General features: G+C 64.2%; 21 protein-coding genes and 1 pseudogene. 3 read left to right on the forward strand and 19 right to left on the reverse strand.

Annotated elements, in window-relative coordinates; genetic code table 11:
• Positions 1-5 precede the first annotated feature (5 nt).
• Complete coding sequence (locus OG716_RS10505) at positions 6-425, reverse strand: DUF4440 domain-containing protein (protein WP_405137437.1); 420 nt, start codon at positions 423-425, stop codon at positions 6-8.
• A gap of 43 nt (positions 426-468) precedes the next feature.
• Entirely contained in the window at positions 469-1,197 is a 729-nt protein-coding gene (locus OG716_RS10510; protein WP_405137438.1) for a MerR family DNA-binding transcriptional regulator, read from the reverse strand.
• Between the two features lie 81 nt (positions 1,198-1,278).
• Here OG716_RS10510 and OG716_RS10515 point away from each other — a divergent pair, with 81 nt between their 5' ends.
• The gene (locus OG716_RS10515) at positions 1,279-2,448 is read left to right on the forward strand and encodes an erythromycin esterase family protein (RefSeq protein ID WP_405137439.1); all 1,170 of its coding nucleotides are present in this window, start codon (positions 1,279-1,281) and stop codon (positions 2,446-2,448) included.
• Here the strand turns inward: OG716_RS10515 and OG716_RS10520 are convergent.
• Together OG716_RS10520 and OG716_RS10525 are read right to left on the reverse strand one after the other, a co-directional pair.
• Entirely contained in the window at positions 2,411-3,055 is a 645-nt protein-coding gene (locus OG716_RS10520; RefSeq protein ID WP_405137440.1) for a maltokinase N-terminal cap-like domain-containing protein, read from the reverse strand. The genes OG716_RS10515 and OG716_RS10520 overlap by 38 nt on opposite strands.
• 68 nt (positions 3,056-3,123) lie before the next feature.
• Positions 3,124-4,350, reverse strand: a pseudogene (locus OG716_RS10525) (epoxide hydrolase family protein).
• A 122-nt stretch (positions 4,351-4,472) separates the two neighbouring features.
• On the opposite strand from OG716_RS10525, the gene OG716_RS10530 reads away from it, so the two are divergent.
• A complete protein-coding gene (locus OG716_RS10530) occupies positions 4,473-5,078 on the forward strand; it encodes a cytochrome P450 (RefSeq protein ID WP_327139412.1) in 606 nt (201 codons plus the stop codon).
• On the opposite strand, the gene OG716_RS10535 is transcribed toward OG716_RS10530, so the two are convergent.
• The 15 genes from OG716_RS10535 to OG716_RS10605 form a co-directional block, all read right to left on the reverse strand.
• Positions 5,075-6,361, reverse strand: coding sequence for a tyrosine-type recombinase/integrase (locus OG716_RS10535; RefSeq protein WP_405137441.1), 1,287 nt, complete (start codon positions 6,359-6,361; stop codon positions 5,075-5,077). The genes OG716_RS10530 and OG716_RS10535 overlap by 4 nt on opposite strands.
• Before the next feature lie 343 nt (positions 6,362-6,704).
• Positions 6,705-6,857 (reverse strand): hypothetical protein, encoded by a 153-nt coding sequence (locus OG716_RS10540; RefSeq protein ID WP_405137442.1) that lies wholly within the window; start codon positions 6,855-6,857, stop codon positions 6,705-6,707.
• Positions 6,854-7,165 (reverse strand): hypothetical protein, encoded by a 312-nt coding sequence (locus OG716_RS10545; RefSeq protein ID WP_405137443.1) that lies wholly within the window; start codon positions 7,163-7,165, stop codon positions 6,854-6,856. Before OG716_RS10545 ends, OG716_RS10540 begins: the two co-directional genes overlap by 4 nt.
• Complete coding sequence (locus OG716_RS10550) at positions 7,162-7,857, reverse strand: hypothetical protein (RefSeq protein ID WP_405137444.1); 696 nt, start codon at positions 7,855-7,857, stop codon at positions 7,162-7,164. The genes OG716_RS10545 and OG716_RS10550 overlap by 4 nt, the downstream gene beginning before the upstream one ends.
• Entirely contained in the window at positions 7,854-8,189 is a 336-nt protein-coding gene (locus OG716_RS10555) for a hypothetical protein (RefSeq protein ID WP_405137445.1), read from the reverse strand. The genes OG716_RS10550 and OG716_RS10555 overlap by 4 nt, the downstream gene beginning before the upstream one ends.
• Complete coding sequence (locus tag OG716_RS10560; protein WP_405137446.1) at positions 8,186-8,467, reverse strand: hypothetical protein; 282 nt, start codon at positions 8,465-8,467, stop codon at positions 8,186-8,188. Before OG716_RS10560 ends, OG716_RS10555 begins: the two co-directional genes overlap by 4 nt.
• Positions 8,464-8,784, reverse strand: a complete 321-nt coding sequence (locus OG716_RS10565; RefSeq protein ID WP_405137447.1) for a hypothetical protein — start codon at positions 8,782-8,784, stop codon at positions 8,464-8,466. The genes OG716_RS10560 and OG716_RS10565 overlap by 4 nt, the downstream gene beginning before the upstream one ends.
• Positions 8,781-8,975: a hypothetical protein gene (locus OG716_RS10570; RefSeq protein WP_405137448.1), complete on the reverse strand. Its 195-nt coding sequence runs from the start codon at positions 8,973-8,975 to the stop codon at positions 8,781-8,783. The genes OG716_RS10565 and OG716_RS10570 overlap by 4 nt, the downstream gene beginning before the upstream one ends.
• A gap of 11 nt (positions 8,976-8,986) precedes the next feature.
• Positions 8,987-9,217, reverse strand: coding sequence for a hypothetical protein (locus OG716_RS10575; RefSeq protein WP_405137449.1), 231 nt, complete (start codon positions 9,215-9,217; stop codon positions 8,987-8,989).
• 334 nt (positions 9,218-9,551) lie between these two features.
• Positions 9,552-9,734, reverse strand: a complete 183-nt coding sequence (locus OG716_RS10580) for a hypothetical protein (RefSeq protein ID WP_405137450.1) — start codon at positions 9,732-9,734, stop codon at positions 9,552-9,554.
• Entirely contained in the window at positions 9,731-9,967 is a 237-nt protein-coding gene (locus tag OG716_RS10585) for a hypothetical protein (RefSeq protein ID WP_405137451.1), read from the reverse strand. The genes OG716_RS10580 and OG716_RS10585 overlap by 4 nt, the downstream gene beginning before the upstream one ends.
• Complete coding sequence (locus tag OG716_RS10590) at positions 9,960-10,448, reverse strand: hypothetical protein (RefSeq protein ID WP_405137452.1); 489 nt, start codon at positions 10,446-10,448, stop codon at positions 9,960-9,962. The genes OG716_RS10585 and OG716_RS10590 overlap by 8 nt, the downstream gene beginning before the upstream one ends.
• Positions 10,441-10,881 (reverse strand): hypothetical protein, encoded by a 441-nt coding sequence (locus tag OG716_RS10595; RefSeq protein ID WP_405137453.1) that lies wholly within the window; start codon positions 10,879-10,881, stop codon positions 10,441-10,443. Before OG716_RS10595 ends, OG716_RS10590 begins: the two co-directional genes overlap by 8 nt.
• A gap of 189 nt (positions 10,882-11,070) precedes the next feature.
• Positions 11,071-11,412, reverse strand: coding sequence for a hypothetical protein (locus tag OG716_RS10600; protein WP_405137454.1), 342 nt, complete (start codon positions 11,410-11,412; stop codon positions 11,071-11,073).
• A complete protein-coding gene (locus OG716_RS10605) occupies positions 11,405-11,770 on the reverse strand; it encodes a hypothetical protein (protein WP_405137455.1) in 366 nt (121 codons plus the stop codon). Before OG716_RS10605 ends, OG716_RS10600 begins: the two co-directional genes overlap by 8 nt.
• Between OG716_RS10605 and OG716_RS10610 the strand changes: the two genes are divergently transcribed.
• A complete protein-coding gene (locus OG716_RS10610; RefSeq protein WP_405137456.1) occupies positions 11,769-12,050 on the forward strand; it encodes a hypothetical protein in 282 nt (93 codons plus the stop codon). The two genes, OG716_RS10605 and OG716_RS10610, sit on opposite strands and share 2 nt — an antisense overlap.
• Positions 12,051-12,053 lie beyond the last annotated feature (3 nt).

Consider the following 12,053-nt stretch of genomic DNA (forward strand, 5'->3'; position numbering starts at 1 on the left):
CACCGCTAATCGGTGACGACCGTTCCCTGGTGGTAGAGGATCGTCCAGTCGTCTGCGGTGCGCTGCCAGACGGTCAGTCGCCGGGTCAGTCGATCCGGTTGTTCGAGGGTGTACGTGAGTAGGTAGGTGTCCGGGGCGATCTCGCGTAGTTGGAAGTCGCTGGTCTTCCACGAGTCGGGCTCGCCCTGATCCTGCGCTGTATCGAGTTGCCGCTGTTCGAGAGTGGCCCAGACGAATTCCCTGCTGTAGCGCCGGCCGGAGGCGCCGGTTTCCCAGAAGTCCGGTGCCGTCGAGCGCTCGAAATCGGCCCGCGTGGTGCCGAGTTCGGGACGATGGAAGATCGGTTCGCGGCGTTCCAGTTCGACGAGTACAGGCTGCAGGTGGTCGGCGGTGCGGCGATCGGGTTCGGATGTCGAGTGCTCCACGATGAGCATTTTGCCGATCGCTGAGCGGCGGGATCGGCCGCGGCTAGAACTCCTGCTGTGGATCAGCACGATTGAGCAGGAGCAGGTAGACGTTGAGGTGGGTCGATGCGGTGAGCATGGCGAGGCCGCGGGCTGTGAGCTTGGCTTGCCAGTCGGTCATCGACGCGGCGAGTGCGGCTGTGCCGCCGGCGGTTCGGATCTGGTGGACCACGGTGGATATGTGCGCCAGGGGGTAGCCGCCGCGTCTGAGGAGGTGGGTGAGTTCGGCGTCGCGGAGGTCGGTGGCCTCGAAGGTGCGGTATCCGGTGGCGGGATCTCTTGCCGGGGTGAGGATTCCGGCGTTCTCCCATTTTCGCAAGGTTGCCGGAGTCACGCGGAGTCGATGGGCGAGTTCGCCGATGGTTCGGTCGCTGTCGGCTGCCGGGCGGCCAGGGGCGGACTCCGTCGTCAGATGATCGATTGCGCTGCGAACCGTGGCGAGGGTTTCCCGGTCTCGGAGCAATTGATTGTGGCCGTGGTCGATGGCCGTGAGGGCGGCGTCGAGTTCGTTGTTGTGGAGTGCGGTCATGATCTGACCGGCGGCCGAGTGGCCGTAGGCCGGGATGAGTGCGAGGTAGGTGCGCAGGGCCGCGGCATGCGCCTCGGTGTAGATCCGGTAGCCGGTGGGCGTGCGGGCGGCGGGTGGGATGCAGCCGTCCTGCTCGTAGTTGCGGACAGCCTGGGTCGAGATTCCATGCTCTCGGGCGAGATCCGCTGGTCGCAGGGTAGGCATTAATTTGAGACTTTACCCGTCGAATACCTGAGTCAGTCGACCAAACTATCAACCGTTCTTTCAACGATACGATTGAGGCTCATGAGTCAGCATATTCAGGACTTCGTCACGTCATCATCGGAGCTTTTGGCCCTCGGTGAACCGACCCATCAGGTACCGGCCTTCGGCTGGGTCCGCAACGAACTGTTCGTTCAGCTGGTCGAGCTCGGGTTTCGATCCATCGGCTTGGAGACTGATCGGGTAGCGGCTCTGGCCGTGAACGACTTCGTCCAGAACGGTGTCGGCGATCTCGATACCGTGATGCGCGAAGGGTTTTCGCACGACTTCGGCGCACTGGATACGAACAGGCAGCTGGTTGCCTGGATGCGTGAATACAACCGGAGTCGCACTCCTGCAGCACATTTGACCTTCTACGGCATCGATGCACAGACCGAGAACACCAGCGCGCCCAGCCCGCGCCGATATCTCGAATACGCCCGCGACTACCTGGGACTCGACATCGATATCGCGAGCGCCGCAGGCGACGATGAGCAATGGGGCCGCGAGGAGGCGATCCTGGACCCGGAGATGTCGATGGGCGAATCGGAAGCGGCCGGGCGACTGCGATCGATTGCCGACGACCTCGTCGACGCACTGTACGAATGCGCCCCACAGCGAATCGCGGCTACCTCGCGGACCGAATGGCAAAGGGCGGAAACATATCTCGCCGCCGGTATCGGATTGCTGCGCTATCACAGGGTCGCAGCACAGCGCCGCGAACTGAATGAGCGAATCGCCCTACTTCTCGGCGCCCGTGATGTGATCATGGCGCAGAACCTGCTCGCCATTCGGCGCATCGAATCCCGTCGCGGCCCGACCCTGGTCTTCGCGAACAATACGCACCTGCAGCGGAATCCCAGCCACTTCAGCCGGGCGGACAGCGATATCGCCTGGACCGGCGCCGGCTCGATCGCAAGCTCGCTGATGGGTGACCAGTACTCGTTCATTGCGGGCAGCCTGGGTCGACACGATCACTTCGGGCTTCACGAGCCGGAACCCGATACCTCCGAAGCCTTTCTGCACAACCGCATCAGCACCTGGGGCCTGATCGCGAGCAGTGCGGTCGCCGCCGCCCGGAGCCGGACCGACACCACCCCGCAGCAGGGCTATTTCCCGCTCGACGCGGCGACCCTCGACGTCGCCGATGCGGTCCTGCACATCAGCGACGGCGCGGCTATCCGGCCTGAGTCGATACGAACACCCCGCGGCTGATCTCACCGTCGGGGGACGACCACGGTGCTTCGACCCATGCGTAGAGGTCGGCGGGCAACTCGTCGCCGAGAATTCGATGGAGCCGAAGCACCGGCACCTCGGTTCCGGCCGGGGTGATATCGGTCCAGCGTGCCGCGTCCAGCACCGAGCTGCCGCCGAATCCCGCTGCCGGAACCGGGATTTCAGCTGCCCGGACCGTGACGGTGGGGTCGGTGGTATCGCTCTCGCTCTGGGCTTGCGGCTGCGCCTGGGCGGCCAGCAGGCGGACGATCTGCTCGACGAACACCGGATCGTGTGTGGCGTCGTAGAGCCAGCGGGTGCCGAGCACGCCGTGCTCGGAGGTACCGATCAAAGCGTCGGCCGCATCGGGCAGCGGTGCGCCGCGGTAGGTCATCGGGACCAGATAGGTCACCGGCCGCGCACCCGAACTGTCACTCACGACCATGACTTCGATACCGACCGCGCCGGCCGGATCGTCGAGCCGGAACCCGCCGGCCTTGGCGAGCCGCGGCTGCGAACCGCCCGTGTACCAGGCGCGAGTCGGCAGCCACGCCGCCAGCAGCTCCAATTTGCCGGGGACCATGGTGGTGCGATGAACGATAGCCATGGCCCCAGACTCTCAGATCCGGGTGTACAAATGTGGGCAGCGCGGCGAACGCCCCGCCCACAGACGGATCAGCGGAGTGTGCGGAAGAAGTCGCGGAGGTCGGTCGTCAGCAGATCCGGGGTCTCCATGGCGGCGAAGTGTCCCCCGCGATCGAATTCGGTCCAGTGCACGACGGTGTTCCGCTTCTCCGCGAGACCACGAATGGTGTTGTTGCCCGGGAAGACCGCGACGCCGGTCGGCACCCCGGAGTTCGAGACTTCCGCGCCCCATTGCTGCGATTCCTTGTACAGGTACATGGACGATCCGATGGCGTTGGTGAACCAGAGAACCGAGACATTCGTCAGCAGCATGTCGCGGTCGATCGCCGCATCGGGCGTCGCCTTGGACGGATCGCTGAAGGTCTGGACCACGTCCAGGATCCAGGCGAGCAAACCCGCCGGAGAATCGGCGATCGCCGGAGCGAGAGTCTGCGGTCGCGTGGCGTGCATGCCCGCATAACCGGAGGTCTCCTTACTGCTCCAATCCGCCATGGATGCGAGCTTCTCCTGATCGCTTGCGCTGTAGCCGGATCCGTCATCACCCCAGGCCGGGATGGTGATCGGGTCGTTGAGATGCACACCCGCCACATGCCCGGCATCGATCCGGCCCAGCTGCGGAACGATGAAGGACCCGGCATCTCCCCCCTGCGCGCCGTAGCGGTCATAGCCCAGACCCGCCATGAGTTTCACGATCAGCTCGGCACTGCGCTCGGTCGCGGCTTCTCCGGGCCGATGGGTCGGCCCCGAGAAGCCGAATCCGGGCAGAGTCGGAATCACCAGGTGGAACGCATCTTCCGGCACTCCCCCGTGCGCCCGGGGATCCGTCAGCGGGCCGATCATCTCGGTGAAATCCTGAAACGGCCACCCGTGCACCAGAACGAGCGGCATCGCCTCCGGCTCAGGCGAGCGGATATGCAAGAAGTGCATCCGCTGCCCGTCGATATCGGTGACGAACTGCGGGTATCAATTCCACGCCGCTTCGTGGACCCGCCAGTCGTATTCGCTACCCCAGTACTCGGCCAGCTCCCGCACATAACTCGTCGGAATGCCGTAGCTCCAGCCGACTCCGGGCAGTTCCGCAGGCCAGCGCGTAGCAGCAAGACGAGCGTTCAAATCATCGATCGCGGCGGCCGGAACATCGATGCGGAAGGGCTCGAGAGTGGTCATGACTCGACGATAGGAGCCAACTAGGCCAGTATATGTCCTACATCGCCACCCACCTCGCACCGAAGCGCCTTGCGTCACAGTGACATTCATTCCCGATGCCTCAGTGCGTCTGCCTGTCGACTCTTCCAGGACTCCGACAGCTGAGGAACGGGCGTTCTACGCTGTGGGGAGGCTCGCCGCATCGATGCGGCTCGCGCGAAGGGATCGCCGTCGTGACTACCGCATTTCCACCAGGCCCTCGATTGCCGGTCATCGTCCAGACGCTCCTGTATGCGAAATGGCGCGGCATGCTGCTCGGGCGGGCGGCGCGGCGCTACGGCGATGTGTTCACGCTGCATCTGGTCGCGCCGTATGCGGAGAATCTGGTGGTGTTCTCGCGACCCGAGCATATTCGGGAGATCTTCGCCGGCGACCCGGCCGATCTGCATGCGGGAGAAGGTAATCGGCTGCTGGTGCACATTATGGGCGAGCACTCGGTGCTGCTCACCGATGAAGGTGAGCATGCGCGCGCCCGGCGACTGCTCATGCCCGCCTTCGCCGGATCCTCGCTGCGCGGGTACCGGACGCTGGTCGAGGCGATCGCGAAAACTCATCTCGACCGTTGGGGCGGCGGGTCGACCGTGCACACGCTCGACCGCATGAACGAGCTGACACTCGATGTCATCATGCAGGTCGTGTTCGGCATGACCGATGAGCGCCGCCGCGCGCAGCTGGCCCCGCGACTGCGGCGCATTGTGAACGTGAACCCGATCATCTTCTTCGGCTGGAAGTATCCGAATTTTGAATCGATCGAGGTCGGCGCCCTGCAGTCGGCTTAGACAGCACCGGAATTCCAGTCTCGCTCCAACTTTGAGGGCTTGAGCGATTCCATCGCGGCCGCGTTGTCCACCGCCGGGTGCTCGTATCCCTCCTTGTCAATATAGTAGGTGCTGGCCACCGTCGAGCCTTCCGCATGACCCAGTTGGGCGCTTGCCCTGGCGCCGCTGCGTGTCTTGCCTTTGACGTGAGTCGCGGCGGTATCCCGGAAGTTGCCGAAGTGCACCCAATCCATCGCCGTGCCCCCGACGATCTGCCGCAGCACTCCCTCGAGACCCGACACCGACCGGAACGTGCCTCGCTTGGTCGACAACACAGCTCTCTGCTCGTCGACATCGCCGGCCTTGGCGCGCCATTCCCGCAGCTCCACCGTCAGCCACATCGGGAGGGTCAGATAGTAAGGGGCGCCGTCGTTCTTGCGCTTGTCCTGCCGGTACCCCTTACCCCCGGCCGGCCCCGGCACCACGGTCCCGCAGATGTAGATCACCGCGCACTGCGGGCCGTCCTTCAAGTCCACATCGGCCCACCGCAACCCCAGCGCCTCCCCGATCCGCATCCCGGTGCCCAGCAGCAGCAGGAACAGGATGCGGCAGTACGGGTTCTGCGGCATACGGGCCAGGAACAACTCGAACAACGCGTCGCGTTCGGCGCGTTTCAACGCCCGCTGCCCGCCACCGGAGCGGTAGGGGTTGGACACCGGTGCCATCGGGTCGTATTTGAAGGGGCCGTTCAACGTCAGCATCCCGAATATTTGCTTCAGCAGCGCGTAGTGAACACTCGCAGTGCCTTTCGCTACGTCGTGAATACCTTCCAGGTAGTCACTGAGGAAGGCCGGATCCCCGACCTCTCCCACGGTCAACCCACCCAGCTCTGTCGCCATTTTTATGGAGTTCTTGGCGGCTTTGTTTCCGGTGGACGGGAAGATGAATCGTTCATATCCGTCGACAGTGCTCTGTTTGATGAGCCCTTGCTTCACCTTCTTCTCGCACGTGGCGAGGAAGTGCGTGAAGACGCCGGTCATTTTGTCGTCGGCGGTGAACCGTACTGTGACGGCATCGCTTCGGACGGTTCTCACCGATCCCTTGTGCCGATTCTTCTCGAACTTTATCTCCCACTGCTGCGCACACCCTTTGCGTGTGCGGGCACTGGCGCTCGTGCGCGTGTACATGCCACTGTAGGTCCGGTGACGGACCCGGTCCAGACGCCACATCCCGTCCGAACCTTTGACCGGCTCCAACGACTTCTTCTTCGGGCGACCACCCGCTACCAACCGGTCGCTACCCATCGCACTCCCTTCGCTCGGCCCCAGCCCTAAAAGGCATTCAGGAGGCCGCGTTTATGTCGGTCGAAACAGTTCGGTCTGCGATCGCTCCCACTCGAAATAGCTTTCACACGGATAACGGACCGGAGCGCCGACCAGACCGAGCCGCATGAACGGTGGCCCTTTTCCGTCGGAAGCCCAATTCGCGAGTGTTTTCGGGGTGATCTTCAATCGCGTCGCGACCTGCATTCTGGTCAGATACTTCTCATCGGTGGACACACGAATCTCCTTGCCGCAGTGCGGGGTAACAAGAGGTCGGCCGGTTGCTGATCACTAGCGGCGGTCATGCGACCGTTGTCGCGAGGCATCATCCGCGGATCCTGCGCAGCTGGTATTTGCCGCAGGTGCCGCAACGGCGTGCTTGCTTGGTGTCGGTGCCACCGCGGTCCCCGAAATGGTCTGTGTATTCGACCTGGATGCGTTCCCACATACCCCAGTCGTGGCGATGAAACAGACTCATTCGGCCGCCTCCTGCTCGGCCTCGCGCGGTGTGTAGACCGCGTACGCCACGAACGGCGCCACGGTGGGGCACGGCCATGGCATGTAGTTGTCCGAATGCCAGGTGTGGTGTTCGTCGGTATGGCAACGGCGGCAACGTAATTCGAACGCGCGATCCCTGTCCTGGGTCAGGATCGGCTGGTGCTCGGCATAGATGGCCCGCAGAATCTTGGTGTGCTGGGCAGCAGTTTCACGGCTGCGTGTGTTGAACCCATGGAGTTCGGCGAGGTCCGCTTCGAGGTCCGCGATCCGGCTGTCCTTCGAGCTCATTCGGTCACCTCCCACGGGTCGATCTGCGCAAGCTTCCCGCGCATATCCGGTACGAACACGCGGTCGGGGCGCGGCTCAGTGCCGACCAAATCGCGAACCGCGCGGGCACACTCGCTCATCCACCACGACTCGGGAGGCATCGGCGGAGACGGTTCGATCAGATCAAGGGCGACGGGGTCGCGCCCTAGCTCTACATAACCGACATGCTGACGCTGACTGCATTCGATCCGCCACAGGCGGCCACCCGGGCCGGGTGAACTATTACCCGCGCCGTTGATGCGCATGAACACACCTGCCCACACCACCCACACACAGCCCATGCTGAGCGCATTGAATGCCTCGCGGCTGACATCGGCCGCGAAGATGCTCCCCGCCCAGTAGCGGCCGGTGCCCATGATGTTCTGGGTGATCTCCGCGTAGGGATCGGCGAGAGTGTCGATGCACCGATACTCGCTGCCGCCAGGCTCACCGGCGAAGAGGGTGCCGTCAGCGGGCTGCTCGCTCACAGCCACACCTTCCGCCCCGGTCGGCAGCATGTCGCCGAGGGCATCGACTACGGCCGCAGCCTCCTCGAGTAGCCAGACGAGGTCTTCGGCGCGCACCTTCTCCCAGGGCATTCCGGGATAGAGCCGTGCGTGCTCGGCCTTCGCGATTCGTTGAGCTGCCTCGGCCCGGATCTCCTCGGGGGTCATTCGGTCACCTCGTAGCCAGGCTCGACATATGCCGCCGCAGACAGCAGGGCATTCGCGATGGCCCGAGCGTCCTTGTTGCTCACCGAGTTCCAGTCCGGCCAGTCCTGGAATCGAAGCTCGGTCGACATGTGCACGCCGCCACCGGCGGTCAGGATCTTCAGGCCGAGATCGTCGTACCAGTAGGCGACCTCATCGGAGCCTTGCTGCTCGGTGCGCAGTGGCGTGCGGGAGATGTACGCCTGCGAAGCGATGGTCGCGAGCCGCTCGATCTCCGCGTGGAGTTGCCGAATCGCGAAGTCCGAGGTGGGAAGGTGATGCAGCTCGGCGGTCACTGCCCACCCCCGACCGCCAGAAACGCCCGACGGTATGCGATGGGGTTCCAGATGCGGGACAACGGTTCCCAGCGATCCATCATGCAGAAGAACGCGTTCTCGCTGGTCTCGGTGTACCGCCAGTACTTGCCGTGCTCACATCGGCGGACGTCTCCGATCTTGGCCATCGTGCCGGGGAATGGGCCGCCGGGTGACGATGCGCCATGCTCGCCGTGCCAGGTGGATCGACAATGCAGACGGCATTGCTCACGCCTGGTCAGGATGTTCGCGGTGTTCACTGCCCACCCCCGCGCGCCAGCACATCAGCGACGGACTGCCCGTTGACCCTCATAGCGGGAGCAAGGCGGTTCGCCAGTGCGAGTGCGGTGACGAGGTCGAACCAATGCCGCGCCGACCATGCGTCGTCGCGGCACGATGCTCGGCCCTCGAAGCTCGGGTGACCGTCGAGGTCGTAGCATTCGAATGTGTCTGTGACGCACCATTTCTCACCGCCTCGGTACGCGACACTCATCGAGAAGCTTCGACGGTCGCGATGCTCTTCCGGCAGGCAAGACACCTCGTAGCGGGTGACGGTGACGACCGGTTCGGGGCTCATGGCCGCACCACCTTCCGGAGGATCGAGAAGACAGCACCGAGCAGTCCGCCGACCGTGGGCGGGCCGGGCATCGGCAGGGATTGTTCGCGGCAGAAGTCACACGCGGTGTCACCGCAACCGCCGCTCGAGAACGCACTGCCAGGGGACGCGGCGAGCTGCTCGATCCAAAGTGCGGTGGGCTGTGAGGTCATGGGGTGCTGGCTCATTCGGCACCGCCGGTGGTGTCCGCATCACCGGTTGACCATGAGTCCGCCAGATGGCGCATCCACTCGGCCGCCTGCGCCTTCGAGACACCCTCGGCCTGGACGACCGCATGCCCATCGGTGTCCACGTAGACGAAGAATGCGCATTTGGACATGTCCATCATTCCGAGATTCGCGCCGGGACCGGCAACGGTCGGTGAGCTGGTCAGGGCTTCTTCAGGTGGGATCACGGCCGCTTCTCTCTTTTCGCTGCTGCATCGATTGCTTGCTGGGCTCGAGCGCTGGGTGTGCGCTCGGCGAAATCGTTGACGTCCCGCCGGTGCAGGAGGTGGTCCTTGCACTCCATGCACGGGATCGGCCGGCCCTCGTCATCGGTGCCGAGCCACCCCGGCGGCCGACAGTTCGGGTTGCGGCACTTCTTCCGCGTCTCGGGCTCTCCGAAGCGGTCAGGCATCGCGCGGTACCTCCGCCTGCCGCTCGGTGATCTGGTCCCATGTCGCACCACACGAGACGCAATGACCGCGCCAGACGTTCAGATGCGGGCAGCAGTAGCGGCAGGCTGCTTCAGCGGGCATCGGGCACCTCCCGCACCTCGTAGATCCGATAGTCGACACACTCCTGCGCAAAGCTCAGTGCAACCACGTCTGCTTCTGCGCCTTCACGGGTCAGGTGAACGTCGTCGATGTTGGGCGGGAACAGTGAGCCCTGGTACTGGCCGACGGCGTAGCCCACGATGCGGCCGGTCATCGGTCACTCTCCTGGTACTCGAACCAGAGCACGATGTCGTCGTCCTCAGCCCAAACACGAAGCCAGTCATCATGAGTCGGGTCCTTGCCCATCACCTCGCGGTACCGGGTTTCGGCTGCCGCTATGGCCTTGTGGACTTCGGCGACCGCCGAACCCCAACCGCCATAGGTGGCACCAGGGACACGCCACTCATACCGGGTACGCTGCACTTCCCGGTGCTCGTAGCTAGCCATTTCCGGTCACCTCCCGCAGCTCGGCGATGAAGTGCCTCATGCCGCTGAACCACGCGGGGTCCATCAACGCTCGGTCCGAACGCTCGGCCAACTGGATTTCGGCTCCCTCGCTCTCCGGCCAGATACACCCAATGGCGCGGTACCGGTGCATGACTGCTGCGCGATGAACCGGCTGCTCCGCCACGACGACGTAGCCGAGCGACTGGCCGGCCTGCTGCTCCAGCTCAGCGATACGGGTATGGGCCAGGTCCAGCTCGGCGAGCGCATCGGCCAGTCGCTCGGGGTGGGCGTTGGCTAACTTGACGACCAGCCGCGCCTGACTCCCCTGATTGAGATCCAGCTCTGTCTCCAGCTCGGCGATCCGGGCTCGGGCTACCAGCAGCTCTTCTGCCATCGCTCGCTCGAAAGGGGACGCGCACACGTTGTCGTCGTCGCGGAATTGCCGCAGACGGTCCTCGGCGATGAGCGGTTGGTCAGGCATGGTCCGTCACATCCTGAATGGTCGGATGCCATTTGCGGACCTCGGAAATCACTGCGTCCCAATCGGATGGGCGCTCGTAGAGATCTGGGCGCAACGCGTAGGCGGTCCATATCGCAGGCACAGGGGCGCCGGGATCGTGCCGGTGCATCTGTTCGACATCGCAGATCGCGACAGCGAGAGACACTCGCTGCTCCAGCTCGGCGATGCGGCCCATAAGCTGACTCACCCGGCTGCGGTGGCTGACCTTGGACCTATCGAATGCGTCGGCCCACTGCGCGCAAGTGGCCTCCACCACGTGGATGCGCCAACGGGCGGCCAGCAGCTCTGCTGCCATCGCGTCGAACGCCCGGAGCAACTCATCACCCACTGGGAGATCGACGTAGGAGACCCACCGGGACAGGCGGTCGTCGGGGATCAGGAATTGTTCAGGCATGGCCGCTTCCCTTCGGTGGTTTCATGGCAGGAGCAGCGGCAAGACTGGCTACACCACTTGCATATGAGCCGACAGCGGTCGTGCAGGTCTGGGCGGTCGATGGCATGACGGCACGAGGTGGACACATAGCCGCCGGGTGGGTGCGGATCCATAGGCTCGCCATCCTGGATTTCAGTGATGCGATCTCGGTCAGGCATGGTCTTCCCCTCGGTCGATCAGGTCTTGTTCGTCAGCCCAGTACGCGGTCCGCGGTTCTTCTGCGTGGACCAGGACCAACCGGCGCCCGTGGGTGATCCGGTTCGGCGCTATCAGCCGATCCGGGTTGGCCGGATCGGTGTCCACGATGGCTGGGTGGATCAGCTGGAACAGCCGATGTCCATCGGTGATTTCCAGCGGCAACACCATGGCCAAGCAGTCGGTGAACCTGTCTTTGCCACTGCGGTAGGTGCCGGTGATGACCCAGATGGATTCGGGCTCGGCGACCAGCCACGGCATCCGCACGGCCAGTTCGAGATTCACGGCTTCAGACATTGGCGTTCTCCGATACGGGTGCGTCTCCGGGCAGGTAAGCGTTCTCAATCGGCACACCCCGGAAGTGGTTACGCTGAGGCGTATACGGTTGGCACACATCGCATTCCGCGTCGTCGTCCGAGTCGGTGTCGGGCCAGTGCGTCCAACTCAGATCAGCGATGCGCACCACGGCACAGTCGTTGCGGTCGAGCCACACCGAGACCAGGTGGTCGGCATCGACGTAGGTGGCATGGGTGGTTCCCTCCGGCGAGGTTTGGATCCCGAAGGCATCCGGGTCGATGCGCTGGTCGACACCGTGCGCGATGGCAACGACGCACGCGGCCTGAAGAGCGGCCTGGAGCACGATGACGTCAGCCATGACTCACCTCGGGCTGCCCATCGAGGATCGCGAGAACGGTTCGGCCGTCGGCGATCTGCTGGGTGACAAGTGGATTCACGCGACACCCGCTGAGTTCAGGCTCGACCAGGTCATGGCGCCGATAAGGACGCCGTTCAGTGCGGCCGCCGCTACCGCAGTGGCGATCCAGCGGCGGAAACTCCACGACGTGCTCTCGGTGAGCACGAATGCCGCAGGAGCGCTGACCATGAACCCGATGATGGACACGCCCGTGACAAGGGGATTCATGCTGCCTGCTTGAGCT

This window comes from Nocardia sp. NBC_01388 (genome assembly GCF_045040085.1).
Lineage (GTDB): Bacteria > Actinomycetota > Actinomycetes > Mycobacteriales > Mycobacteriaceae > Nocardia.

Coding starts and splice junctions, on each gene's coding strand:
- OG716_RS10600 (WP_405137454.1), bottom strand. CDS start 11,412: ATGTCTGAAGCCGTGAATCTCGAACTGGCCGTGCGGATGCCGTGGCTG.
- OG716_RS10610 (WP_405137456.1), top strand. CDS start 11,769: ATGACTCACCTCGGGCTGCCCATCGAGGATCGCGAGAACGGTTCGGCC.
- OG716_RS10550 (WP_405137444.1), bottom strand. CDS start 7,857: ATGACCCCCGAGGAGATCCGGGCCGAGGCAGCTCAACGAATCGCGAAG.
- OG716_RS10545 (WP_405137443.1), bottom strand. CDS start 7,165: ATGAGCTCGAAGGACAGCCGGATCGCGGACCTCGAAGCGGACCTCGCC.
- OG716_RS10605 (WP_405137455.1), bottom strand. CDS start 11,770: ATGGCTGACGTCATCGTGCTCCAGGCCGCTCTTCAGGCCGCGTGCGTC.
- OG716_RS10515 (WP_405137439.1), top strand. CDS start 1,279: ATGAGTCAGCATATTCAGGACTTCGTCACGTCATCATCGGAGCTTTTG.
- OG716_RS10585 (WP_405137451.1), bottom strand. CDS start 9,967: ATGGCTAGCTACGAGCACCGGGAAGTGCAGCGTACCCGGTATGAGTGG.
- OG716_RS10540 (WP_405137442.1), bottom strand. CDS start 6,857: ATGAGTCTGTTTCATCGCCACGACTGGGGTATGTGGGAACGCATCCAG.
- OG716_RS10580 (WP_405137450.1), bottom strand. CDS start 9,734: ATGACCGGCCGCATCGTGGGCTACGCCGTCGGCCAGTACCAGGGCTCA.
- OG716_RS10595 (WP_405137453.1), bottom strand. CDS start 10,881: ATGCCTGAACAATTCCTGATCCCCGACGACCGCCTGTCCCGGTGGGTC.
- OG716_RS10570 (WP_405137448.1), bottom strand. CDS start 8,975: ATGACCTCACAGCCCACCGCACTTTGGATCGAGCAGCTCGCCGCGTCC.
- OG716_RS10535 (WP_405137441.1), bottom strand. CDS start 6,361: ATGGGTAGCGACCGGTTGGTAGCGGGTGGTCGCCCGAAGAAGAAGTCG.
- OG716_RS10520 (WP_405137440.1), bottom strand. CDS start 3,055: ATGGCTATCGTTCATCGCACCACCATGGTCCCCGGCAAATTGGAGCTG.
- OG716_RS10590 (WP_405137452.1), bottom strand. CDS start 10,448: ATGCCTGACCAACCGCTCATCGCCGAGGACCGTCTGCGGCAATTCCGC.
- OG716_RS10565 (WP_405137447.1), bottom strand. CDS start 8,784: ATGAGCCCCGAACCGGTCGTCACCGTCACCCGCTACGAGGTGTCTTGC.
- OG716_RS10510 (WP_405137438.1), bottom strand. CDS start 1,197: ATGCCTACCCTGCGACCAGCGGATCTCGCCCGAGAGCATGGAATCTCG.